This window comes from Spirosoma gilvum (assembly GCF_054776815.1).
Map to the genome: position 1 here is coordinate 17,425 of NZ_BAAHBH010000023.1, position 21,199 is coordinate 38,623.

21 protein-coding genes are annotated in these 21,199 nt (G+C 48.2%); 10 read left to right on the top strand and 11 right to left on the bottom strand.

Features of this window, described 5'->3' with window-relative positions; all coding sequences use genetic code 11:
• Positions 1–15: 15 nt before the first annotated feature.
• The 7 genes from ACYVFD_RS34725 to ACYVFD_RS34755 all read left to right on the top strand — a co-directional run bounded on the left by ACYVFD_RS34725 (position 16) and on the right by ACYVFD_RS34755 (position 4,013).
• Positions 16–336 carry a hypothetical protein gene (locus tag ACYVFD_RS34725; protein ID WP_461095218.1) on the top strand — a complete coding sequence of 107 codons (321 nt, stop codon included), beginning with the start codon at positions 16–18 and terminating at the stop codon, positions 334–336.
• Between the two features lie 104 nt (positions 337–440).
• On the top strand, positions 441–665 hold the full coding sequence (locus tag ACYVFD_RS34730) for a hypothetical protein (RefSeq protein ID WP_461095219.1): 225 nt from the start codon (positions 441–443) through the stop codon (positions 663–665).
• Between the two features lie 187 nt (positions 666–852).
• A complete protein-coding gene (locus tag ACYVFD_RS34735) occupies positions 853–1,089 on the top strand; it encodes a hypothetical protein (RefSeq protein WP_461095220.1) in 237 nt (78 codons plus the stop codon).
• 152 nt (positions 1,090–1,241) lie between these two features.
• The gene (locus ACYVFD_RS34740; protein ID WP_461095221.1) at positions 1,242–2,099 is read left to right on the top strand and encodes an ABC transporter ATP-binding protein; all 858 of its coding nucleotides are present in this window, start codon (positions 1,242–1,244) and stop codon (positions 2,097–2,099) included.
• Positions 2,096–2,932, top strand: a complete 837-nt coding sequence (locus ACYVFD_RS34745) for a hypothetical protein (protein WP_461095222.1) — start codon at positions 2,096–2,098, stop codon at positions 2,930–2,932. The genes ACYVFD_RS34740 and ACYVFD_RS34745 overlap by 4 nt, the downstream gene beginning before the upstream one ends.
• Positions 2,933–2,934: 2 nt before the next feature.
• Positions 2,935–3,312, top strand: a complete 378-nt coding sequence (locus ACYVFD_RS34750; RefSeq protein WP_461095223.1) for a GntR family transcriptional regulator — start codon at positions 2,935–2,937, stop codon at positions 3,310–3,312.
• 11 nt (positions 3,313–3,323) lie between these two features.
• Complete coding sequence (locus tag ACYVFD_RS34755) at positions 3,324–4,013, top strand: hypothetical protein (RefSeq protein WP_461095224.1); 690 nt, start codon at positions 3,324–3,326, stop codon at positions 4,011–4,013.
• A 39-nt stretch (positions 4,014–4,052) separates the two neighbouring features.
• On the opposite strand, the gene ACYVFD_RS34760 is transcribed toward ACYVFD_RS34755, so the two are convergent.
• The 3 genes from ACYVFD_RS34760 to ACYVFD_RS34770 form a co-directional block, all read right to left on the bottom strand.
• Positions 4,053–5,468, bottom strand: coding sequence for a sensor histidine kinase (locus ACYVFD_RS34760; protein WP_461095225.1), 1,416 nt, complete (start codon positions 5,466–5,468; stop codon positions 4,053–4,055).
• 101 nt (positions 5,469–5,569) lie between these two features.
• The gene (locus tag ACYVFD_RS34765) at positions 5,570–6,247 is read right to left on the bottom strand and encodes a response regulator (RefSeq protein WP_461095252.1); all 678 of its coding nucleotides are present in this window, start codon (positions 6,245–6,247) and stop codon (positions 5,570–5,572) included.
• A gap of 504 nt (positions 6,248–6,751) precedes the next feature.
• Positions 6,752–9,850, bottom strand: a complete 3,099-nt coding sequence (locus tag ACYVFD_RS34770) for an efflux RND transporter permease subunit (protein WP_461095226.1) — start codon at positions 9,848–9,850, stop codon at positions 6,752–6,754.
• Positions 9,851–10,115: 265 nt separating this feature from the next.
• Between ACYVFD_RS34770 and ACYVFD_RS34775 the strand changes: the two genes are divergently transcribed.
• Together ACYVFD_RS34775 and ACYVFD_RS34780 are read left to right on the top strand one after the other, a co-directional pair.
• Positions 10,116–10,325, top strand: a complete 210-nt coding sequence (locus tag ACYVFD_RS34775; RefSeq protein ID WP_461095227.1) for a heavy-metal-associated domain-containing protein — start codon at positions 10,116–10,118, stop codon at positions 10,323–10,325.
• Between the two features lie 4 nt (positions 10,326–10,329).
• Positions 10,330–12,618, top strand: coding sequence for a heavy metal translocating P-type ATPase (locus tag ACYVFD_RS34780; RefSeq protein WP_461095228.1), 2,289 nt, complete (start codon positions 10,330–10,332; stop codon positions 12,616–12,618).
• 95 nt (positions 12,619–12,713) lie between these two features.
• Here ACYVFD_RS34780 and ACYVFD_RS34785 read toward each other — a convergent pair whose 3' ends face one another.
• Together ACYVFD_RS34785 and ACYVFD_RS34790 are read right to left on the bottom strand one after the other, a co-directional pair.
• Complete coding sequence (locus ACYVFD_RS34785) at positions 12,714–13,277, bottom strand: 50S ribosomal protein L25/general stress protein Ctc (protein WP_461095229.1); 564 nt, start codon at positions 13,275–13,277, stop codon at positions 12,714–12,716.
• Positions 13,278–13,368: 91 nt separating this feature from the next.
• Positions 13,369–14,310 (bottom strand): ribose-phosphate pyrophosphokinase, encoded by a 942-nt coding sequence (locus ACYVFD_RS34790; RefSeq protein WP_461095230.1) that lies wholly within the window; start codon positions 14,308–14,310, stop codon positions 13,369–13,371.
• Positions 14,311–14,508: 198 nt separating this feature from the next.
• On the opposite strand from ACYVFD_RS34790, the gene ACYVFD_RS34795 reads away from it, so the two are divergent.
• On the top strand, positions 14,509–16,002 hold the full coding sequence (locus ACYVFD_RS34795) for a glycine--tRNA ligase (RefSeq protein ID WP_461095231.1): 1,494 nt from the start codon (positions 14,509–14,511) through the stop codon (positions 16,000–16,002).
• Between the two features lie 138 nt (positions 16,003–16,140).
• Here the strand turns inward: ACYVFD_RS34795 and ACYVFD_RS34800 are convergent, their stop codons facing one another.
• The 6 genes from ACYVFD_RS34800 to ACYVFD_RS34825 all read right to left on the bottom strand — a co-directional run bounded on the left by ACYVFD_RS34800 (position 16,141) and on the right by ACYVFD_RS34825 (position 21,086).
• Entirely contained in the window at positions 16,141–17,406 is a 1,266-nt protein-coding gene (locus tag ACYVFD_RS34800; RefSeq protein WP_461095232.1) for a sulfate adenylyltransferase subunit 1, read from the bottom strand.
• Between the two features lie 78 nt (positions 17,407–17,484).
• Positions 17,485–18,387 carry a sulfate adenylyltransferase subunit CysD gene (gene cysD / locus ACYVFD_RS34805; RefSeq protein WP_461095233.1) on the bottom strand — a complete coding sequence of 301 codons (903 nt, stop codon included), beginning with the start codon at positions 18,385–18,387 and terminating at the stop codon, positions 17,485–17,487.
• A 93-nt stretch (positions 18,388–18,480) separates the two neighbouring features.
• Complete coding sequence (locus ACYVFD_RS34810) at positions 18,481–19,215, bottom strand: phosphoadenylyl-sulfate reductase (RefSeq protein ID WP_461095234.1); 735 nt, start codon at positions 19,213–19,215, stop codon at positions 18,481–18,483.
• Between the two features lie 6 nt (positions 19,216–19,221).
• Entirely contained in the window at positions 19,222–20,331 is a 1,110-nt protein-coding gene (locus ACYVFD_RS34815; protein WP_461095235.1) for a Gfo/Idh/MocA family protein, read from the bottom strand.
• 12 nt (positions 20,332–20,343) lie between these two features.
• Positions 20,344–20,796 (bottom strand): type II toxin-antitoxin system VapC family toxin, encoded by a 453-nt coding sequence (locus ACYVFD_RS34820; RefSeq protein WP_461095236.1) that lies wholly within the window; start codon positions 20,794–20,796, stop codon positions 20,344–20,346.
• Positions 20,793–21,086 carry a hypothetical protein gene (locus ACYVFD_RS34825; protein ID WP_461095237.1) on the bottom strand — a complete coding sequence of 98 codons (294 nt, stop codon included), beginning with the start codon at positions 21,084–21,086 and terminating at the stop codon, positions 20,793–20,795. The genes ACYVFD_RS34820 and ACYVFD_RS34825 overlap by 4 nt, the downstream gene beginning before the upstream one ends.
• Positions 21,087–21,199: the final 113 nt, after the last annotated feature.

Consider the following 21,199-nt stretch of genomic DNA (forward strand, 5'->3'; position numbering starts at 1 on the left):
AAACGAGACATACCTATGATACACACACTTGCAACCTTAGCTGTGGCTCTACTGCTAACCGGAACGGCCGTAGCTCAGCCAAAACCACCTAAACGTTGGTCGAAGAATAAACCGGCTACTACTGAGTCGGCGACGGATGCGGCTTCGACAAATTCGAAAAAAGATTCGCAGGGGACTATTGGCGGAACCGGATTGACGAACGATCAATACCAGACGCAGGCGGCCGATAATTCGACCGATAAAACTACGAAAGTGGATGCCAGTAGCAGTGTTCGAACGGGACCATCGCCGGTGAAAGCCCGGAAGAAATCACCTAAATCAGGAAACAAAGAGTGACAGCACGGCTGTTTATGAGGTCATTCTTTAATAGAAGTTTAATCAACCTTTCAGCAATCACCCGGTTCTATCGGTGTAATGAATCACTAAAACCAGATAGACGAATGAAGCAAGTACTGATGGCTGCTCTGACTGTTCTGCTGATGAGAGGTGCGGCTTATGCGCAGGATGAGGTGAAGAAAGACGCCAAAATGGAGCATAAGAAAATGAAGCATGACGCCAAGATGATGAAAAAGGATGCAAAAAAAGAAGGCGACGATGCGAAGTCGGATGTAGCAAAAGATATGAAGAAAGAAGCGAAAGCGATGAAGAAAGATGCTAAACAATAGCTCTTCGGATAGGATAACCGAAACCTCCCCAACCAGGGAGGTTTTTTTATGCCTTTAGCAATCGAAATGGCAGAAAGTAACTCTGTTAGAAACGCTTACAAGCCCGAAAGCGTTGCCGAAATAACCTTTTGACCTGTAGTGAGTTTTACAAGTTGATTATAGTAAATTCACTTAACTACAGCATGTTATGAAAACGTTGATGATTGCCACCACTGCGGTTATGATCCTGTCAGGGTCAGTTTTTGCTCAGGACAAAACGAAAAAAGAAGCAAAAATGGAAACGAAAGAGATGAAGCATGATGCTAAAATAGCCAAGAAAGAGGCCAAAATGGAAAACGACCATATGAGAGCTGATGCGGCTAAAGAAATGAAGCACGACGCTAAAATGATGAAGAAAGATGCTAAAAAGATGTCGAACCAATAAAGAGTAGACTATTTATCACTTCCGAAGCCCCTGATTTCAGGGGCTTTTTTTATAAGCAAAAAATAAACTTAGGCAACTGTTTGGTTTATAATAGAACTTACTATACTATTGCAGTGTACTATTTATCTAATACACTAGATCGCTTTCCTTTTATGATAGAACTAAAGAATGTAACGTTTGGCTATCGGCAGCGGAAACTACTGTACGACAGGCTAACTCTATCGTTGTCGCCAGGATCCATATATGGCCTGCTTGGACCGAACGGGGCTGGTAAATCCACACTGCTTCGATTGGTATCGGGATTACTTTACCCAAAATCAGGCACTATTCAGGTGGGACTCTATAACCCGGCCCATCGACAACCCGCTTTTCTGGAAGATATATTTCTGGTACCCGAAGAGTTTTATCTGCCTTCGGTTCGTATTCGGCAATTTGTGGAGACAAATGCTCCCTTTTACCCCCGCTTTGATCGGTCGGAGATGGCAGCGTATATCCGGGAATTCGGATTGACGGACGATCAGAAACTGAATGAACTATCGTATGGTCAAAAAAAGAAAATTCTGATCGGGTTTGGGCTGGCAACCAATACGTCTGTATTGCTGATGGATGAACCAACCAACGGGCTCGATATTCCATCAAAAAGTCAGTTTCGACGATTGGTTGCCGGTGCTGTTGACGAACAGCGGACAGTGATTATTTCGACACATCAGGTACGGGATCTGGAAACATTGATTGACCCGATTGTCATTTTGTCGGAGCAAGGAGTAGCGCTGAATGCTTCGGTAGACGAAATCACAGCTCGCCTTTGGTTTGGACTTGTGCCCGAACTGGACCGTAGCCGCCCAATTCTTTATTCTGAACGAGCAGTAGGCGGCTACGCTATAGTCGCTGAAAACAAGCTGGGCGAGCCAAATCGGTTGGACCTGGAGCGGCTGTTTAATGCTGTACAAGCCGAACCTGAGCGAATTCAACAACTTTTTTCAGTTCCATCCACTTACGCACAGCTATGAATCAGACGTTTTCAATAAGTCGCTTTAGTCGATTATTTCGAAAGTATTTTACGGATACTAGACGAACCTTGCTGGTAAACGTTGGCCTGCTGGCGGGTGTATTAATTAGCCTGAATGTCTTTTTCTACAGCCAATCGCCGAGGGCGGTTGACGACGCTCGGTATGTTATTTTTTTTCTGGTGGGATGGATAGGCTGGTACGTATTTACGGTGCAGCAGTTGACTCAACTGAACCAAAAAGAGCAGGCGATAGCCTACCTCATGCAACCTGCTTCCCAGTTCGAAAAAGTTCTACTCGTGTGGTTGGTGTCTGGACTAGGTTTTATTGTGGTTTACATTGCTCTATTTACGTTACTCGATGCCATTGGAATCTCTTTTATAAACCATCGTGACTGGGCTCCAGAGAATTTGGCCATGATGCGCCGTATGGGAAGTCTTTATGAACTCAGGCCATTTTTAAAAGAAAAGAGCTTCGACAATGTTCCTGAAGCCTTGTGGATTTTTACGGCACTCTTACACGCATTTACAATGGCGTTTGCGCTGATTGTCCGACGTAATACCCTGCCTTTGGTGATAGCGATTGCAGGTACGTTGATCATGTTGAGCAGCCTGATCAACAATATGTTGCTCCACACTCTGACGGGCTGGACATCGATCAACAGCAAATTCCCATTTTTGAACGCTATGGCTGAATCACCAATCGATCAGGACGTGTATCGAACGGTTAACCTACCAACCGCTTTGGGCAATCAACTACGCTATCTGGTCGGCATTGTAATCATTAGTTTACTCTACACTACAGCCTATTTCCGGCTAAAAGAACGGGAGGTATAACGATGGATTTTCGAGATAAACAAGCGATATACCTGCAAATAGCTGAGCATGTAAGTGAACAGATCCTGCTTGGTCGGTGGCCGAATGGAGAGAAAATTCTTTCGGTTCGTGACCTGGCCGCTGAACTGGAGGTGAATCCAAACACCGTGATGCGGACGTATGATTTTCTGAGCCAGAAAGGGGTCATTGCCAACAAGCGCGGTATCGGATACTTCCCGACCGATGATGCGGCAGACCGCATTCGGGCTTATCGACGTGAGCAGTTTCTGGAAAATGATTTACCTGTGTTCTTCAAAAATCTCTATTTACTGGGGATTGATTTAACCGAGATAGAAACGCGTTACGAACAATTTGTATCCACTACTTATCAGCAACCTTGACCGAATTCAGGATGAAAACAAGTTATATTCTTTTAATCGTTATTACCGTTCTGACACTCACGGGCATGGTAGCAACCGATGTCCTGCTGAAACAGCAGTATGAACAAATCGACTGGAGCAATCCCTATCAGGAGTTTGAGAAACGCCCAATACCGAATACCAGACACTGGGTTATTGAAGGAACACCAATAATGGAGATTCTCGTCGAGAAAAGTAACGATAAACCCTACGTGCTGCTTGAGCCTGAGCAGGCTAAATTTTTTCGTCAACGACAGGTAGGTGATACAACGTTTGTTGCCTTTACACCAGATTACATGGGCGGACATGGCGAACCTCGTATGGCCGCCGATTATCGATTGCATGTAGCGATGGTGCTTCGTGTGCCCAATCTGCGGCAGGTAAGCGTTCAGGATGGGCGCGTGACGATTGGCAACCTATCTGCCGATACACTAGCCATCGCCCTGACAAATAGCCGGTTACGTACGTCAAAGCTAACGATAGCCAATTCGCTGGAGCTTATGGCTGAGCAAAATAGCTTTGCTGTACTTGACCAGACAGATCGGTACAAAACCATGCGAACAACGGTGCGCGATTCGAGCGGGATTTTACTGAATAATACGCCAATTGAGACGTTCGAGCGGGACATAGCGCCCAAAGCAGAGATACAATTACGAGGGCAGGCGCTTAAATGGTTGAAGTGAGATCGTATAGGTTTACTTGACTCACTTATAAACGCAAGCTCAGGAATATGATTTCGCAGGCTTCTCTTCGGTGGGTCGTACTTCGTTAGGGCTGGGTAAGAGACCCTGTGCGCTGGGCAAGATAATACGGAAGGTAGTACCGACACCAACCGTTGATTCGACCTTAAGCTGGCCCCGGTGTAGTTCAATAATGCGTTGGGTAAGGGCCAGCCCAATCCCATGTCCTTTAACGGTCATAGTGGTTTCGGAACGGTAAAAAGGTTCGAAAATATGCGGTAAATCACGGGCTGGTATGCCATAGCCGTTGTCGGCAAAGGTAAGCTGCACCTGGCCGGGTTCGAAGGCAATCCGAACCGATACGCGTTGATCGGCCGAATATTTACAGCCATTTTCCATTAGGTTTTGAAAGGCAGTTTGCAGTAGTGATTCTTCCCCGTTAATTACTAATTCTTCTTCCTGATCGGGTAAATTGTCAAAGTCGATGTCGATTTGGTAGTCGGGTTTTTTGTTGACCAACAGACTCTGCGCCTGCCATAGTAATTCGTCGATTCGAACAGGCTGATTATTCAACGTAACGACGTCTGAACTGGCTCTGGCTAACTCAAGGAGTCCGTTGACAAGCCGGATCATACTTTTTACCTCATCGAGCAACGCATCGAACGCAACCTCATATTCATGCGTGGTACGGGCTTGTAGGCGTGTCACTTCAATCTGCCCCATCATAACCGTCAGGGGTGTTCGTAGCTCGTGTGATGCGTGCGACACAAAGCTTTTCTGAAAAACGAAGGCTTCTTCGAGTCGGGTAAGGAGGTCGTTGAACGTACGGGCCAGATCAGCCAGCTCGTCGCGTTGACGACCTACCCGCAATCGTTCATGGATGTTGGTAGCCGATATGGAATTTACCTGCGTGATCAGTTCAGCGACCGGGCGTAAGGCATCGGTAGCAAACAAATAACCAGCAATGCCTACAATAAACAAGCTTAGTAACCAGCCAAAGAACAGAATCTCGCGCAACCGATCCAGCTTACTAAACCCATAGCGATCGTTTGCCGAGGCTACGATGAATAATGATTCTCCCCTTGAATTGATATGCCGTACACCAATGGCTTCAAGGTCACCGGCACGGGCATATTGGGGATGGCGAAGGGTGATTTTAGATAAAAAATCTGGCGTAATTGGAAAGCGTGGGCGCTGGTGGTATTGATTATATAAGATGACCCCTCGCGAATTATAAACCGTAACCTGTTCATCAGCCATAATGGGCAGGTCATTCTGAGGAACTTCACCAACATCTTCCCGTAGTCGAACGGTTGTCAGTGCTTTTTCTTCGAGTCGCTGTTCAAACTCCTGCTGTCGGAACTGATCGTACAGGTAATAAACGGAGATCGTAAAGAGCAGCATAATCGAAGCGACCAGCAGCACAAAAAGCAACGTCAGACGAGTACGGATGTTCATAGTTCTTAAGGAGTGAGGAGTTCGTAGCGAGAAGTGAGAATGGCTGGCGCAATATAAAAAGCTTGCGCCAGCCATTCTCACTTCTCGCTACGAACTCCTACTTACTCTTCTTTTAACATATACCCCATTCCGATTACGGTATGGATCAGTTTTTTCGGAAAGTCCTTGTCAATCTTCTTACGAAGGAAATTTACGTATACGTCAATCACATTAGTGCCGGTATCGAAATGAATATCCCAAACTTTTTCGGCAATGTCGACACGTGATACCACCCGCCCGCGATTGCGGATCAGGTATTCGAGCAAACCGAATTCTTTGGCCGTCAATTCGATACGTTTGGCTCCCCGACGGGCTATTTTCTCATTCAGATCAAGTTCCAGATCTGCTACTTTCAGAACATTGGTTTGCATACTACCTTCGCTGTTGCGCTTGGTGAGGGCACGCAGCCGAGCCATAAGCTCACGGAATTCAAACGGCTTAACCAGGTAGTCGTCGGCACCCGCTTCAAAGCCGGTCAATTTATCATCCACAGAGCCCATTGCCGTCAGCATCAGAACGGGCGTACGATTTTTTTCCTGACGAATGGATTGAACGACATCAAACCCATTCATTTTAGGTAGGTTGATGTCCATAATAATCACATCATAGGGATTATTAAGGGCCATAGTACGGCCTAGCTGACCATCATAAGCGACATCCACTTCGCAGGATTGTTCTTCCAATCCCTTTCTGACAAAGGATGCCAGTTTAGGCTCATCTTCTACTACCAGAATTTTCATGTCGGCAACATACATAGCTCTTGTCTGATTTAAAAACGGCAGAACAAATTATTAGTTTCCAAAAAGCAATACGTACGCTGATTTTAAGAGAGAGCAGAAAGGCGAGTACGTGCCGCTTATGGGATCAAGGTCGCCTTAATGAATTAAAAGGAATTGAAAATAACATTAAAAGAGGGTTAAAGCTATTTTAATGTTCACATGATTATTGTTCTAGAAAAATCATACAAAAACAAAAAAGCCGCTCCGAAAATCGGGGCGGCTTTCCGCTTCTATCCACACCATTTCAAGATCGACGACCGGGCGGCCGCCGGATCTTGATGTTCAACCTTCCCTTTGTAAAGGATTGTTATGCGAAACTACGCAATTTCTTTAAATACAATGCAAGAATTTTTTTTAAAAGGCTTTTTAGCCGTTAAAATGTTGCACTATATACCTACGCAAATGTTAAACTATATTTCAAATAAAACGGAAAAATAGAGTGCAAAATTACCTAACGGCATAATTTTAATTCTCATCTAATTTCTGTCGATAAAATCCATAGAAAATAAGCGGAAAGATAAACAGCGTCAGCAAAGTAGCGGTAATCAATCCGCCTATCACCACAATAGCCAGCGGCCGAGCTGTTTCGGAGCCTATTCCGTGAGAAATTGCAGCGGGAATCAGTCCAATACCGGCCATCATAGCCGTCATTACAACGGGCCTGATCCGTGACACTACCCCTTCCCGAATAGCCTGGTTAAGGGGAATACCACTGCGCAGATTTTTCTTAAAGACCGAGATTAAAATAACACCGTTCTGAATACAAATCCCGAACAGGGCAATAAAGCCAATCCCCGCTGATATACTGAAATTTGTGTGGGTAACAAGCAGAGCCGCGATGCCGCCGATAATGGCGAAAGGTACATTGAAGAGTACTAACCCCGCATCTTTCACATTCCCAAATAGCACAAACAGAATGAAAAAGATCGCTAGCAAACTGATCGGTACAACCTGCGCCAGCCGGGCCGTAGCCCGTTGCTGGTTTTCAAAATCACCGGCCCACTTTACGGTATAACCGGATGGGAGCTTCACGTTTGCCTGTACTTTCTGCTGGGCTTCGGCCACGGCACCCCCCATGTCGCGCCCACGAACCGAAAACTTCACGGCACCGTATCGTTGGTTGGCTTCCCGGAAAATGAGCACTGGGCCTGTCTGTGTATAGACGTGAGCAATCTCTTTGATCGGAATCATACTACCCGTTTCGGTAGGTACCATCAACTGGCTGATCTGCTCTTCGTTGGAGCGGAAGGGGAGGTCATACCGAATTCGTAAGTCAAATTTTCGTTCACCTTCATAGATTTGGGTGGCGGCTTTACCGCCGATGGCCATTTCGATTACAGCTTCAGCATCGGATTTATTGACGCCATACAGAGCCAGTTTTCGTTCATCCAGCTCAACACGCATCTCGGGTTGTCCGGTCGTACGGATTACGCCCAGGTCTTCAATTCCTTTTACGGTTGCTAACTGCTTTTGAATCTCGATCGCTTTATTTTCCAGAATGGTTTGGTCGGGGCCGTAGATTTTTACGGCAATTGACCCTTTCACGCCCGAAACGGCTTCCTCCACATTGTCCATGATCGGTTGGGAGAAATTGAAGTTTACACCCGGAAAAACAGACAGTTTGGCTTGCATTTGATCAATGAGTTCTTCTTTAGTGATTGGCCGCTTCCAGTCTTCCTGCGGATAAATGTCGACCAGGAATTCAATGTTGTAAAAGCCCGTCGGATCAGTACCATCATTGGGGCGGCCCGTCTGCGAAATCACGCCCTTTACTTCCGGGAACTCTTCGAAGATATGCCGCATCTGTACGGTTTGCCTGACCGACTCCGGCAACGAAATCGCCATCGGCATGGTTGCTCGTACATAAATGGAGCCTTCGTTCAGTTCGGGTAAGAATTCGGTGCCGAGCAGACTGAAACCGGAGAGGCCAATTGCCACCACTATAGCCGTTACGAGGAGACTGACCCGTTTATGGGTAAAGGTGAACCCAAAGATTTGTGTGGCATATTTTGTCACGAAATTGACAAACGGATTATGCTTCTCCTTTACATTTTTATTGAGCAGCATACTGGCCAGTACCGGTACAAGGGTCAGCGTGAATAATAAGGCGCCCAGGAGCGCAAAGCCAAGGGTCCAGGCCAGTGGAGAGAACATTTTGCCCTCTACTTTCTGGAACGAGAAAATGGGGACCAGACAGGTAATGATAATAAGTTTGGAAAAGAAAATCGCCTTACCCATTTCGGTGCCGGTTTTTCGGAGTAGACCCAGTTTGGCCAGTCGGTTAAACTTTGCCATTCCTTCTTTATGGGCCAGCTCGTCGAGCGTTACGAAAATACCTTCCACCATTACCACCGCTCCGTCCACAATAATCCCAAAGTCGATGGCACCCATCGAGAGTAGGTTGGCCGACATGCCTTTGAGCCGCAGACAGATAAACGCGAACAACAACGCCAGTGGAATCACGATGGATACCGTGACGGTAGTCCGCCAGTCGGCCATGAAAATAAACACGATAACCGTTACGAAGATGATCCCCTCAATGAGGTTGTGCGTGACTGTATGGGTGGCGAAGTGAATAAGTGTTTCCCGGTTATAAAAGGTGTTGATCTGGACATCCGATGGTAAGATGTTGTTGTTCAGGTCGTTGATTTTGTCTTTTACCCGTTCGATAACTTCGCTGGGATTTTCACCTTTACGCATAACCACAATACACTCGACCACATCGTCCTGCCGGTCCCGGCCGGCCTGCCCCAGCCGGGGGAGTGCTGATTCGGATACCTGGGCCACATTTCGCACCATAATAGGCGTCCCGTTCGCATTTTTGATGATGATATTCTGAATGTCCTGCTGATTCCGCAACAGACCAATGCCCCGTACGACATAGGCTTCAGAGTTTTTCTCGATGACATCACCCCCTACGTTCACGTTCGAATTGGCAACGGCCTGGTACAATTGCAGCGGGGTAATGTTGTAATCCATCAATCGGCGTGGGTCCACCGAAATCTCATAGGTCTTGACTTCACCACCAAAACTCACTACATCCGCTACTCCGGGTACGCCCTTCAACTGACGGTCAATGACCCAATCCTGTAAGGTTTTTAGTTCACGGGCCGTACGGGTAGGCGATTGCAGCGTATAGCGGAAAATTTCGCCGGTTGGGCCATACGGTGGCTGCACGTCTGGTCGGATGCCTTCGGGTAGTTCGACCCCACTAAGCAGATTGTTCACCTGTTGGCGAGCAAAAGCATCGTCAACGCCATCATCGAACATTACTTTTACGACCGACAGTCCAAACAGAGACGTGGAGCGAATGTCGGTCCGTTTCTGAACTGAATTCAAGCCAATTTCAATCGGAATCGTGACGAATTTCTCGACTTCCTCAGCCGACCGACCAGGCCATTGGGTAATCAGCGTGATTTGGGTATTAGTAACATCTGGAAAGGCTTCGATAGGGGTATTCTGATAACTGATTATTCCCGCTACGATGGCCAGAGCCGTCAGGAAAAAGATAAAAAACTTATTCTTGAGCGAGAAGGAGAGGATGCTTTTGATGAACTTATTCATGCCTGTGGCGATGCGAGTACGGGTATTTTTACATGGGCAAAAATCCTCTCCTCGACTTAAATCGACCTTAACACCTCGTTAAAAGGGTGTTAAAAGAAAGGGGAGGTTCGATCCGTAGACTGCCAGACTCAACATTGATAATCTTATAAGCCTGGCCAACAATTGTGTAACAGAGTTGAATGGACTGCTTACGACCTTTGTTATATAAAAAGGTAGCCAAACATTTAAGAGCTGGTAAACCTTGTAGAGTTAATCGCAAAAAGCTATGAATCAGTCCATTCAATTCAAGACAAATATTAAATGCGGTGGGTGCATTGCCACGGTCACACCATTTCTGAACGATGCGGTGGGGGAGGGTCACTGGAATGTCGATACCCAAAATCCAGATAAACTACTGACGGTTGAAACCACCGATGCGGCCCTGGTGAAGCAAGCAGTTGAAAAAGCTGGTTATAAAGCCGAGCAATTGGCCTAAGACGATGTCAACGGACATACTTACAGCCACCACAAAAGCCACTCGAAAAACCAGCTCGTCGGAGATACGAAAAACATTTCCGGTACTGGAGATGAGCTGTGCTGCCTGTGCGGTGAGTGTGGAATCCATGCTAAAAAATACACCTGGTGTTAGCGAGGCTGGGGTGAATTATGCCAATCAAACAGCCTCAGTTACCTTCAATCCGAAACAGGTATCGGAAGCTGGTCTACAACAGGCCGTTCGGTCCATCGGATATGATCTGGTTGTAGAAGCCGAAGATCCTCAGCAGGTGCAGGCCGAAGCTCAGCAAAAGCACTATCAGCAATTGAAACGACGGACGCTCTGGGCATCAGGACTTTCATTGCCGGTGGTGGTGATCGGTATGTTCCTGATGGGTTTGCCCTACGGCAACTACATCTCGATGGCGTTGTCTGCGGTGATTGTTTTCGGATTAGGGCAACCGTTTTTTGTCAATGCCTGGAAACAGGCCCGGCATGGCAAAGCTAATATGGATACGCTGGTGGCGCTCAGTACGGGTATTGCCTTTTTGTTCAGTGCATTCAACACACTTTACCCTGAATTCTGGCATCAGCGCGGACTCCACCCTCATGTTTATTTCGAAGCGGCTTCGGTGGTCGTTACCTTTATTTTACTGGGTAAGCTACTGGAAGAGCGGGCTAAATCGAATACCTCGTCGGCTATTAAAAAACTGATGGGGCTGCAACCCAAAACGGTTCGGCTTATCGATGGAACTACTGAACGAGAGATTCCCATTGCCGCTGTTCAGGTAGGGCACTTGCTCCTGGTGCGACCGGGTGAACGGATTCCGGTGGATGGGAAAGTGGAGTCGGGCCACTCGTATGTGGACGAAAGCATGATCAGCGGTGAACCTGTACCTGTTGAGAAACAGACGGGTACGACCGTCTTTGCCGGTACGATCAATCAGAAAGGTAGTTTTCAGTTCCGTGCCGAAAAAGTAGGGGCCGATACGTTGCTGGCCCAGATTATTCGCATGGTACAGGAAGCGCAGGGAAGTAAAGCGCCTGTACAGCAATTAGTTGATCGGATCGCCGGGATCTTTGTGCCGGTTGTACTGGGTCTTGCCTTGCTGACGTTTGCGGTTTGGCTGGCGTTCGGTCAGTATCTGGTGCCGGGTGCTGATCCCTTCACTACTGCATTATTGACATCAGTAACAGTGCTGGTCATCGCTTGCCCCTGTGCGTTAGGACTGGCTACACCTACCGCCATTATGGTTGGGGTGGGTAGAGGAGCCGAAAACAATATCCTGATTAAAGACGCTGAAAGTCTTGAACTGGCCCATCGCATCAATGCTGTTGTGCTCGACAAAACCGGAACCATAACCGAAGGAAAACCGATAGTGACAGACTGGTATTGGACTGTGCCTGAGAACGACCAGGCGAAGCTTCAGGCTATTCTATATGCGATGGAATCGCGTTCAGAGCACCCCCTGGCTGAGGCCATAACCACGAATATCCTTGATAAGCAGTCAGTTGAGCTCGATTCGTTTAAGAGTGTTACCGGGCAGGGAGTTATGGCCAGTTACCAGGATATGCACTATCTGGTTGGAAACCGGAGCTTACTGTCCGAGCATCAGATCGACTTGCCCGAAAACCTTGCTCAGCAGGCTACTGAGCTTCAGCAACAGGCTAAAACCGTTACGTTTTTTGCCCAGTTAAAAGATGATCAGCGAAACGTGCTGGCTATTATCGCCATTGCCGACCCGGTGAAGTCTAGTTCAAAACGGGCTATTGAGACCTTACAAAACAGAGGTATTGCCGTATATATGCTCACAGGCGACAATACGGAAACGGCCAGTGCCGTAGCAAAGCAAGTGGGTGTAGATCAGTTTAAAGCCGAGGTAATGCCTGCCGACAAAGCCGATTTTGTAAAGAAACTGCAGGCGCAGGGTAAACTGGTGGCTATGGTCGGCGATGGTATCAATGACTCTCAGGCACTAGCGCAGGCCGATGTTAGTATTGCGATGGGGAAAGGTTCGGATATTGCCATGGACGTTGCCCGGATGACACTCATCACCGCCGACTTGAATAGCATACCCAAAGCGCTTCAGTTGTCAAGCCAAACGGTACGCGTTATCCGCCAGAATTTATTCTGGGCGTTCATTTATAACCTGATTGGTATTCCCATTGCAGCAGGTGTATTGTACCCCGCCTTTGGCTTTTTGCTCAATCCGATGATAGCCGGGGCGGCTATGGCACTGAGTTCGGTCTCCGTGGTTAGTAACAGTTTGCGCTTACGGCAAATGAAGCTTTGATAACGCTTGAAGAAGCTACATAAAAAAAGCCCTCCAAAATTTTGGAGGGCTTTTTTGTAAATCTATTAGTAGTAAAATTGACCGATTGGTCAAGCTTATTTGAGTTGTCCCCGCAGTGCCCGTGGAATTTCGATGCTGGCTACTGGGTTCGATGCTTGCTCAAGCATCTCAATGTTTTTCACTGGAATCTGGCCTACGCGAACCGACTTGCCCAGGTCAAGACCCGACACGTCAACATCGATAAAATCAGGGATGTTGTTAACGGTACCTTTTACGCGCAGTTTCCGTACGCGGGTTACCAGTTTACCCCCTTTCTGTACGCCCGGAGCCGAACCCGTCAGTCGAACAGGAACAGCCATTTTCACAGGCTTATCGTCGGTAACCAGCAGGAAGTCAGCGTGCAGCAGCGCGTCGCTAACAGGGTGAAACTGAGTTTCCTGAAGAATAGCCCGGTATTCATCGCCCTCAATGTTGAGTGCAACCTCAAAAATATTAGGCGTGTAAATTAAATCACGGAACAAAATAACAGGTGCATAGAAATGAACCTGCTCGGTACCACCATACAATACACAGGGAACATTGCCCTCGGCCCGAATCGCCTGTGATTCTGTGCGGCCGAGATTCGCTCTTTTATACCCTACAATCTCGATTTTTTTCATGACAAATAAATTTAAAGAGTGAAAGAGCGAATGAGCGAACGAGTGAAAAACGCTATAGCAACGCTCTTTCACTCGTTCACTCGTTCGCTCGTTAATTTTTTATAAACAGTGAACTAATAGATTCATGGTCTCGAATGCGGCCGATCGCTTTGGCAAATAACTCAGCCACCGACAGCACGCGTATTTTTTCATTCGATTGTTTGAGTGGAAGTGTATCGGCAACCACCAGCTCTTCTAGTACCGAATTGGAAATATTTTCGTGTGCCTTACCGGACATAATCGGGTGAGTACACACAGCCCGCACCGACTTCGCCCCCTTATCCATAATGATCTGGGCTGCTTTCGCCATGGTACCGCCCGTATCGATCAGGTCATCGACCAGTACGACGTTAGCGCCCTCTACATCCCCAATGACCTGCATCGAAGCAATTTCATTGGCCCGTTTGCGGTGCTTGTCGCACAGGACAATATCGGCGTTGAAATGCTTGGCAAAGACACGGGCCCGGTTAGCACCACCAACGTCTGGCGAGGCAATCACCAGATTGTCCAGATTCAGGCTACGGATATACGGTACAAAAACCGACGTACCTTCCAGATGGTCGACCGGGAAGTCGAAAAAACCCTGGATCTGGCCCGCATGCAGGTCAATCGTCATCAGCCGGTCGGCTCCCGAAGCAGCCAGCATATTGGCAACTAACTTGGCGGCAATCGATACACGGGGTTTGTCTTTCCGGTCCTGACGGGCATACCCGAAATAAGGTATCACGACGGTAACGTAGTGGGCAGACGCCCGACGAGCCGCATCGACCATCAGGAGCAACTCCAGCAGGTTATCGGCAGGCGGAGGGGTCGATTGAATCAGAAATACATCGCATCCCCGAATCGATTCCTCAAAGCTGGGCGACATCTCCCCATCGCTGAATCGGCGACACGTATACCCGCCTAAGTCTTTTCCGTAGTAATGGGCAATTTTCTCGGCGAGGTAGGTAGATTGAGTCCCCGAAAAAATCTTAACCGGATTAAACGATGCCATAGGTGCCTCCCAAATTTTGCGCAAAGGTACGGAAAAAATGAGCAATCTGCTGGAATCGCGTAAAGTTTCTTTGTGGCAAAAAAGACTATCTAAAGTTAATCATAAAAAGTTATGCTACTTTATTGACTAATACTCCTGAATTAGCCGACTGAGTGTCTTGGAGGTACATTAAGAACTTTTGTACTTTTGCGCCCACGTATGAATACTACACAGGCGCCAGCTACATCGCTGCAAGATATTATCGCACACGCCAAAGAATATGGCTTTGTTTTCCCATCGTCCGAAATCTACGACGGCCTGCAGGCTGTGTATGATTATGGGCAGAATGGCGTTGAACTGAAAAATAACCTTAAAACGCTGTGGTGGAAGGCCATGACTCAACTCCACGATAACGTGGTGGGAATCGATGCGTCCATTTTTATGCACCCGCTTACCTGGAAAGCTTCAGGGCACGTTGATTCCTTCAACGACCCTATGATCGATAACCGCGACTCCAAAAAACGCTATCGCGCCGACCAACTGATCGAGCTTAAAGCCGAAGAGTATGAAAAGGCTGGTGATCAGGGTCGGGGGCAGGCCTTGCGCAACGAGCTTGGCCGTTTGCAGAGTGCCGACGATATGGAAGGGTTGCGCAATCTGATCATAGCCGAGGGGATCAAAGACCCGGTTTCGGGAACGGCCAACTGGACCGAAGTGCGTCAGTTCAATCTGATGTTCTCGACGCAGGTGGGCTCAGTAGCCGAAGATGCGAGCCTGATCTATCTCCGCCCCGAAACCGCTCAAGGTATCTTTGTTAACTTCCTGAACGTACAGAAAACCGGCCGGATGAAAATCCCGTTTGGTATTGCCCAGATCGGTAAGGCGTTCCGCAATGAAATTGTAGCCCGGCAGTTTACCTTCCGTATGCGTGAGTTTGAGCAGATGGAAATGCAATTTTTTGTGCGTCCCGGTACCGAAATGAACTGGTACGAGCGCTGGCGCGATACCCGGATGAAATTTCATCAGGCCTTGGGTTTACCAGCCGAAAAGCTGAAATTCCACATCCACGAAAAACTGGCACACTATGCCAATGCGGCCGTAGACATTGAGTACGAATTCCCGTTTGGTTTCCGCGAAATGGAGGGTATTCACTCCCGTACCGACTTCGACCTGAAGTCGCATCAGGAGCTGAGTAAGAAGAAGCAGCAGTATTTCGATAACGACATCGACGAAGCGACAGGCAAACCGTACGGAAACTATATCCCATACGTAGTCGAAACGTCTGTCGGGGCCGACCGGCTTTTCCTGGCTACGTTCTGCAATGCGTTTACGAAAGAGACCGTAGGTGAAGGCGATCAGCAGAAAGAGCGGACGTACCTGAAACTGCATCCGGCACTGGCACCTATAAAAGCCGCCGTGTTCCCGCTGGTTCGGAAAGATGGGCTGCCCGAAAAGGCGGAAGCCATTGTAAAAAGTCTGCGGTCGGAATTCAGAGTGGTTTATGAAGAACGTGATGCTATCGGCAAGCGATACACCCGTCAGGATCTGATTGGTACACCATTCTGCATTGCCGTCGATTATCAAACGCTGGAAGACGATACTGTTACGATCCGTTACCGCGATACAACCGAACAAATCCGTATCCCCATCAGCGAGCTGAAAGCACGCATCGGCCAGGAGGTGTCGATGGAGCGGATTCTGGAACAGCTATAAAAGCGACTCCGTCAACTTCCCAAAAACATTGAGCTGCTCCGGTGGCCCGGTTTCGGGAAGTTATAAAATGAAAATCCCCAACCTGCGCAGGTTGGGGATTTTCATTTTGCTGTAAAACTGGCAGCAACCCACTTTACATTACGCTTCGCCAACGAGCATGAGTGCCCCGACGGTTACGTTCGATGTTTCGTCGATTAGAATGGCTCCACCAGTAGCGCGGTTTTTCTGATACGGATCGAAACTAATGGGTTGGGCCGTCCGTAGAACAACCTTTGCCAGATCATTCAGTTTCAGGCTTTCGACATCTTCCGTCTCTTCGTAGGTATTGACGTTCAGTTGGTAAGCGATCTCGCGTACCGAGCAGCGCGTGCGGAACGTGCCGACCTGAAGGAGGTATTTGTTGCCAACCTTAAACTCTTTCGAATCCATCCAGCAGAGCATGGCTTCCACCGTTTGACTGACGATGGGCTGACGGTCTGTGCGGACAATCAGATCGCCCCGGCTAATATCAACGTCGGTTGCCAGATGCAAAACGACCGACATGGGCGTAGCGGCTTCGTCAAAATGCTTTTCGGCAATTTCGATGGCATCAATCGTTGAGGTTTCGCCGGAAGGAAGTACCGTAATGGCATCACCTTTCCGGAACATACCGCTGGTAATTTTACCGGCATAGCCGCGATAATCGTGCAGATCAGCCGTTTGTGGGCGAATGACGAATTGAACCGGAAAACGGGCCGGGTGATGATCTTCTGTTTCGCCAGTTGCGTCATCATCAATAGCCACTGTCTCCAGATGTTCCAGCAAGGTAGCGCCTTCGTACCAGGGCATAGCCGACGATTTATCCACGACATTGTCGCCATTGAGGGCACTCATCGGAATATACGTCACCTGATGAACATTCAGCTTTTTGGCCAGTTCGGCATACTGGATGCAGATGTCAGAAAATACATCCTGTGAGTAATCGACCAGGTCCATTTTGTTGACCGCTACCACAATGTGTGGAATACCCAGCAGCGAGGCAATGAGCGAGTGCCGACGAGTTTGTTCCACTACACCATGCCGGGCATCGACAAGTACAATAGCCAGTTGACAGTTCGACGCACCCGTAACCATGTTCCGCGTGTACTGAGTATGTCCCGGCGCATCGACAATGATAAACTTGCGTTGGGGCGTCTGAAAATAGCGGTAAGCAACATCAATCGTGATACCCTGCTCACGTTCCGAACGTAGCCCGTCGGTCAGAAGAGCCAGATCGATTTCACCATCGTCGCGGCTTTTGCTAGCGCGCTCTATGGCTTCGAGCTGGTCAGCCAGAATGGATTTGGAATCGTAAAGAAGCCGCCCGATGAGCGTGCTTTTGCCGTCGTCAACCGATCCGGCGGTTATAAAACGTAAAAGATCCATTATTAAAGAGTGAAAGAGCGAAAGAGCGAAAGAGTGATTAGCTACCAGCGCTCTTTCACTCTTTCACTCTTTCGCTCATTAAAAATACCCGCCTTTCTTGCGGTCTTCCATGGCGGCTTCGGAGAGCTGGTCGTCCATGCGGGTTTCGCCCCGTTCGGAGATGCGCGTAGCCTGAATTTCGTTGATAACGGCATCGAGCGTATCGGCTTCCGACTCGGAGGCCGCTGTGCAGGATATGTCGCCGACTGTACGGAAACGAACCCGACGGGTTACAAGCTGGTCGTCTGGTTCGGGTTTGATCACCCCGCCCGCCGTAGCCATCAGTTTGCCATCCCGAATAAGCAGTTCGCGTTCATGTGCAAAGTAAATGCTCGGCAGTTCTATTTTTTCCCGGCGGATATAATTCCAGACATCCAGTTCGGTCCAGTTGGAAATCGGGAATATCCGAACGTTTTCGCCTTTGTGGATACGACCATTGTAGAGATTCCAGAGTTCAGGGCGTTGCCGTTTGGGGTCCCACGAGCCAAATTCGTCACGTACCGAAAAGACCCGTTCTTTAGCGCGTGCTTTCTCTTCGTCCCGACGAGCGCCACCAATGCAGGCATCGAACTCAAATTCTTCGATGGCATCGAGCAGCGTGAAGGTTTGCAGGCCGTTGCGCGTCGCATTGCGGCCAGTCGGCTCTTTTAGTTTCTTTTCGCGGATGGTGTCTTCTACGTAGCGGACAATCAGTTTCTCGCCAATCCGTTCGGCCAGATTATCGCGGAAATCGAGTGCTTCCTGGAAGTTGTGACCCGTGTCGACGTGAAGCAGTGGAAATGGGAATTTGCCCGGTCGGAACGCTTTTAAGGCCAGATGCACCAGCGTTATGGAATCTTTGCCACCCGAAAAAAGGAGTGCCGGCCGTTCAAACTGTCCCGCAACCTCCCGCATAATGTGGATGGCTTCTGATTCGAGCTGATCTAAATAATCGAGTTTCATTTGAAGATTGAATTGCTGAATGATTGAATGATTGAATGATTGAATTGACGCGAGTCAACAATTCAACAATTCAATCATTCAATCATTCAATCATTAAGCTTTAAACACTTCCTCATGCGTATGCAGACCGCATTCTTTCTTGGAATTATCTTCCCACCACCAGCGGCCAGCGCGGAAATCTTCGCCCTCCTGAATAGCCCGCGTGCAGGGCTGGCAACCGATACTGACAAAACCCCGGTCGTGAAGGGGATTATAGGGTACATTATGGTCTTTCACATATTGTTTTACCTCATCAAATGTCCAGTCCATCAGGGGGTGGAATTTGAAAAGCTGGTGAGCCTCATCCCATTCCAGTTGCGTCATGCCCTGACGGTTGGCTGACTGCTCGGCGCGTATACCCGTGACCCAGATTTTCTGACCTTTCAACGCCCGGTTTAGTGGCTCAACTTTACGGATACCACAACACTCTTTCCGATTTTCGACCGACTCGTACATACTATAGGGACCTTTGCCGGTCATGAGCTTTTCAACAGCATCGGCCTGTGGGTAGTACGTTTCGATGTTGATACCGTAGCGGTCGTTGGTTTTTTTCCAGACCGAATAGGTCTCTGAAAACATCCGGCCCGTATCGAGCGTAAAAATGCGGACGGGAATATCGTTTGTGGCAATCAGGTCGGTAATGACCTGATCTTCGTACCCGAGGCTGGTCGAAAAGACGATCTGGCCCGGAAATAGTTCGGCCAGTGTCTGCATGGCTTCCACATTGCTCAGGCCGCGCAGTTGCTCGCTAAGACTTTCGAGCGTATGTGAGGTAGGTTCGGCAATCATAATTAACTATTTTTTCAAGGTCACTGCCTTGCCAGTTTTAGCCGATTGGCGGGCAGCGTCCAGGATTTCCATGACGATTATATTATTTTCTAATGACGTTAATGCGTCGGGTTTAGTTTCCCCGTGAATCAGTTTTGCCAGGTAGGCAAACGGATCGCCGGAAGGCGCGTCGGCTTGCGTGGCCTCGGTCGTTTGATCGCTTTTGTCGTCCTTCATCCGAACGCGCATCCGCGTGCCATCAAGTGTAAAAACGTAGCCCGTCTGGCCATACACTTCCATGTCTTTCCGACCAAACGGCCAGTTCCACGATCCCTGAATGATCGTCTGCGTTTTCGGATAGGTCAGAATAATGGTGGCTTCGTCGTCAACTTTCGGATGGATGTCGGGCTTGATTTGCTGGGTTACGGCCAGAACCGACAACGGTCGTTGGTTATGCATGAACCAGGTAGACAGGTTGGCTCCATAACAGCCGAAATCGAACAAGGCACCGGCCCCGTTTGTAACCGGATCGGTCAGCCATTCGAAAAACTCTTTACTCACGCCAATTTCTTTCGGCCCCTGATGTCCGTCGTGGACGACGATCTTACGCACATCGCCGATGGATTTATCGGTATTGGCAATGGCATAGGCTTTATGGTTGCTACCATACCAGGTGGTTTCGTAATTGGTTAGTAACTGGATGTTGTGCTTCCGGGCCAGGGCTTCCATCTGTTTGGCATCGGCAAAACTGGTGGCTAATGGCTTCTCAACCATGACATGAATGCCTCGTGGTGCACAGAGGTCTACCGTTTTCTTATGGTCAACGATCCTGCTAAAATCTGTAACGGCTTCGGGTTTGGTTTTGTCGAGCATCTCGGCAACGGTCGGGTAAACCAGCGCCAGACTAAAACCAAACCGTTTGGCTAGTTTCTCAGCCAGTTCACGGTTGGGTTCTGCTATACCGACAATCTCAATATCGGTTTGCGCCTTTTGTTTAAACGCCTTATTCATGATCCCATTTACATGGTCATGCACCAGCCCCACGACACCCACCCGAAGTGGTTTCTTAGCGGGTTGAGCGATGGCTAACTGAGTTAGTAGGAGTACAGATACGAGTGTTTGCCAGTTGAGAGCCATTGGTCAGTTGACTTATTTGTAAAAATCTGGATTAACCCAGACTGCCTCAATAAATTCACCATGTAAGTGATCGAAGTCTTTATCGGTTGTAATCAGAGTCGCTCCGGCTAATGAAGCTGAAGCCGCTATCCAAAGATCGTTTTTACCCATGTTACGGGCAGAAACGCCCAACGGACGGTCAGTTAATTTATTCTGACTAAATGCATCAATATCGGCGTAACGCTGGATAAGCTCGTCAGTATTAATATCGGCTCGTTGGTATTCGGCCAGAAGCCTTAGTAAACTATCTCGTCGGGCAACTCCCCAGTTACTTTGTCTGGCTATAGACCAAAGTTCACCTGCTGATACGACCGAAACAAAAATTTCATTATCGTCAGTTAATCGAAGAATCTCGCTTACCGCCTGTGCAACGGCACTTCGACGGACAAACCCAAGTACAATATTAGTCTCTAAGAAGTACCTCATTTACCAACCATAGCAACAAGGTCTTCCCATGACTCCTGTATATCCATTTCCTTCGCAATTTCCTCAATGCGTTTAATATCTAACCCCTTACGAATTGGCCCATCGGTTTTTGGAGGAACACCCGTCAATATGCCGTTAAGACGCATCTTAAAATACGTAGGAGCCAACTCGGCTAATGAAGCTGCTTGTTCGAGCGTTAGGCTACCTTTTTCATACAAAGCCTGAGCAATCTCCCAGCGAGCCTGCGCGGGGTCGAGCGAATCCGGTATGTCTATGGTCAGCGTTTTCAAGGTAAGTATGCGATTTTATTACAATAAAACTTTTTCCTGTAAATCAGTTCAGTACGCCAATACTACGTCAAACAGAGCCGTTAGACTTTCTATTTGAAAAGCCAGACCATCAA

Bases quoted from the DNA above. Each gene is read 5' to 3' on its own strand.
- ACYVFD_RS34755 (WP_461095224.1), top strand. From the start codon at position 3,324: ATGAAAACAAGTTATATTCTTTTAATCGTTATTACCGTTCTGACACTC.
- ACYVFD_RS34740 (WP_461095221.1), top strand. From the start codon at position 1,242: ATGATAGAACTAAAGAATGTAACGTTTGGCTATCGGCAGCGGAAACTA.
- ACYVFD_RS34815 (WP_461095235.1), bottom strand. From the start codon at position 20,331: ATGGCTCTCAACTGGCAAACACTCGTATCTGTACTCCTACTAACTCAG.
- cysD (WP_461095233.1), bottom strand. From the start codon at position 18,387: ATGAAACTCGATTATTTAGATCAGCTCGAATCAGAAGCCATCCACATT.
- ACYVFD_RS34800 (WP_461095232.1), bottom strand. From the start codon at position 17,406: ATGGATCTTTTACGTTTTATAACCGCCGGATCGGTTGACGACGGCAAA.
- ACYVFD_RS34745 (WP_461095222.1), top strand. From the start codon at position 2,096: ATGAATCAGACGTTTTCAATAAGTCGCTTTAGTCGATTATTTCGAAAG.
- ACYVFD_RS34790 (WP_461095230.1), bottom strand. From the start codon at position 14,310: ATGGCATCGTTTAATCCGGTTAAGATTTTTTCGGGGACTCAATCTACC.
- ACYVFD_RS34820 (WP_461095236.1), bottom strand. From the start codon at position 20,796: ATGAGGTACTTCTTAGAGACTAATATTGTACTTGGGTTTGTCCGTCGA.
- ACYVFD_RS34770 (WP_461095226.1), bottom strand. From the start codon at position 9,850: ATGAATAAGTTCATCAAAAGCATCCTCTCCTTCTCGCTCAAGAATAAG.
- ACYVFD_RS34775 (WP_461095227.1), top strand. From the start codon at position 10,116: ATGAATCAGTCCATTCAATTCAAGACAAATATTAAATGCGGTGGGTGC.
- ACYVFD_RS34735 (WP_461095220.1), top strand. From the start codon at position 853: ATGAAAACGTTGATGATTGCCACCACTGCGGTTATGATCCTGTCAGGG.
- ACYVFD_RS34750 (WP_461095223.1), top strand. From the start codon at position 2,935: ATGGATTTTCGAGATAAACAAGCGATATACCTGCAAATAGCTGAGCAT.
- ACYVFD_RS34730 (WP_461095219.1), top strand. From the start codon at position 441: ATGAAGCAAGTACTGATGGCTGCTCTGACTGTTCTGCTGATGAGAGGT.
- ACYVFD_RS34725 (WP_461095218.1), top strand. From the start codon at position 16: ATGATACACACACTTGCAACCTTAGCTGTGGCTCTACTGCTAACCGGA.
- ACYVFD_RS34780 (WP_461095228.1), top strand. From the start codon at position 10,330: ATGTCAACGGACATACTTACAGCCACCACAAAAGCCACTCGAAAAACC.
- ACYVFD_RS34765 (WP_461095252.1), bottom strand. From the start codon at position 6,247: ATGAAAATTCTGGTAGTAGAAGATGAGCCTAAACTGGCATCCTTTGTC.
- ACYVFD_RS34760 (WP_461095225.1), bottom strand. From the start codon at position 5,468: ATGAACATCCGTACTCGTCTGACGTTGCTTTTTGTGCTGCTGGTCGCT.
- ACYVFD_RS34795 (WP_461095231.1), top strand. From the start codon at position 14,509: ATGAATACTACACAGGCGCCAGCTACATCGCTGCAAGATATTATCGCA.
- ACYVFD_RS34810 (WP_461095234.1), bottom strand. From the start codon at position 19,215: ATGATTGCCGAACCTACCTCACATACGCTCGAAAGTCTTAGCGAGCAA.
- ACYVFD_RS34785 (WP_461095229.1), bottom strand. From the start codon at position 13,277: ATGAAAAAAATCGAGATTGTAGGGTATAAAAGAGCGAATCTCGGCCGC.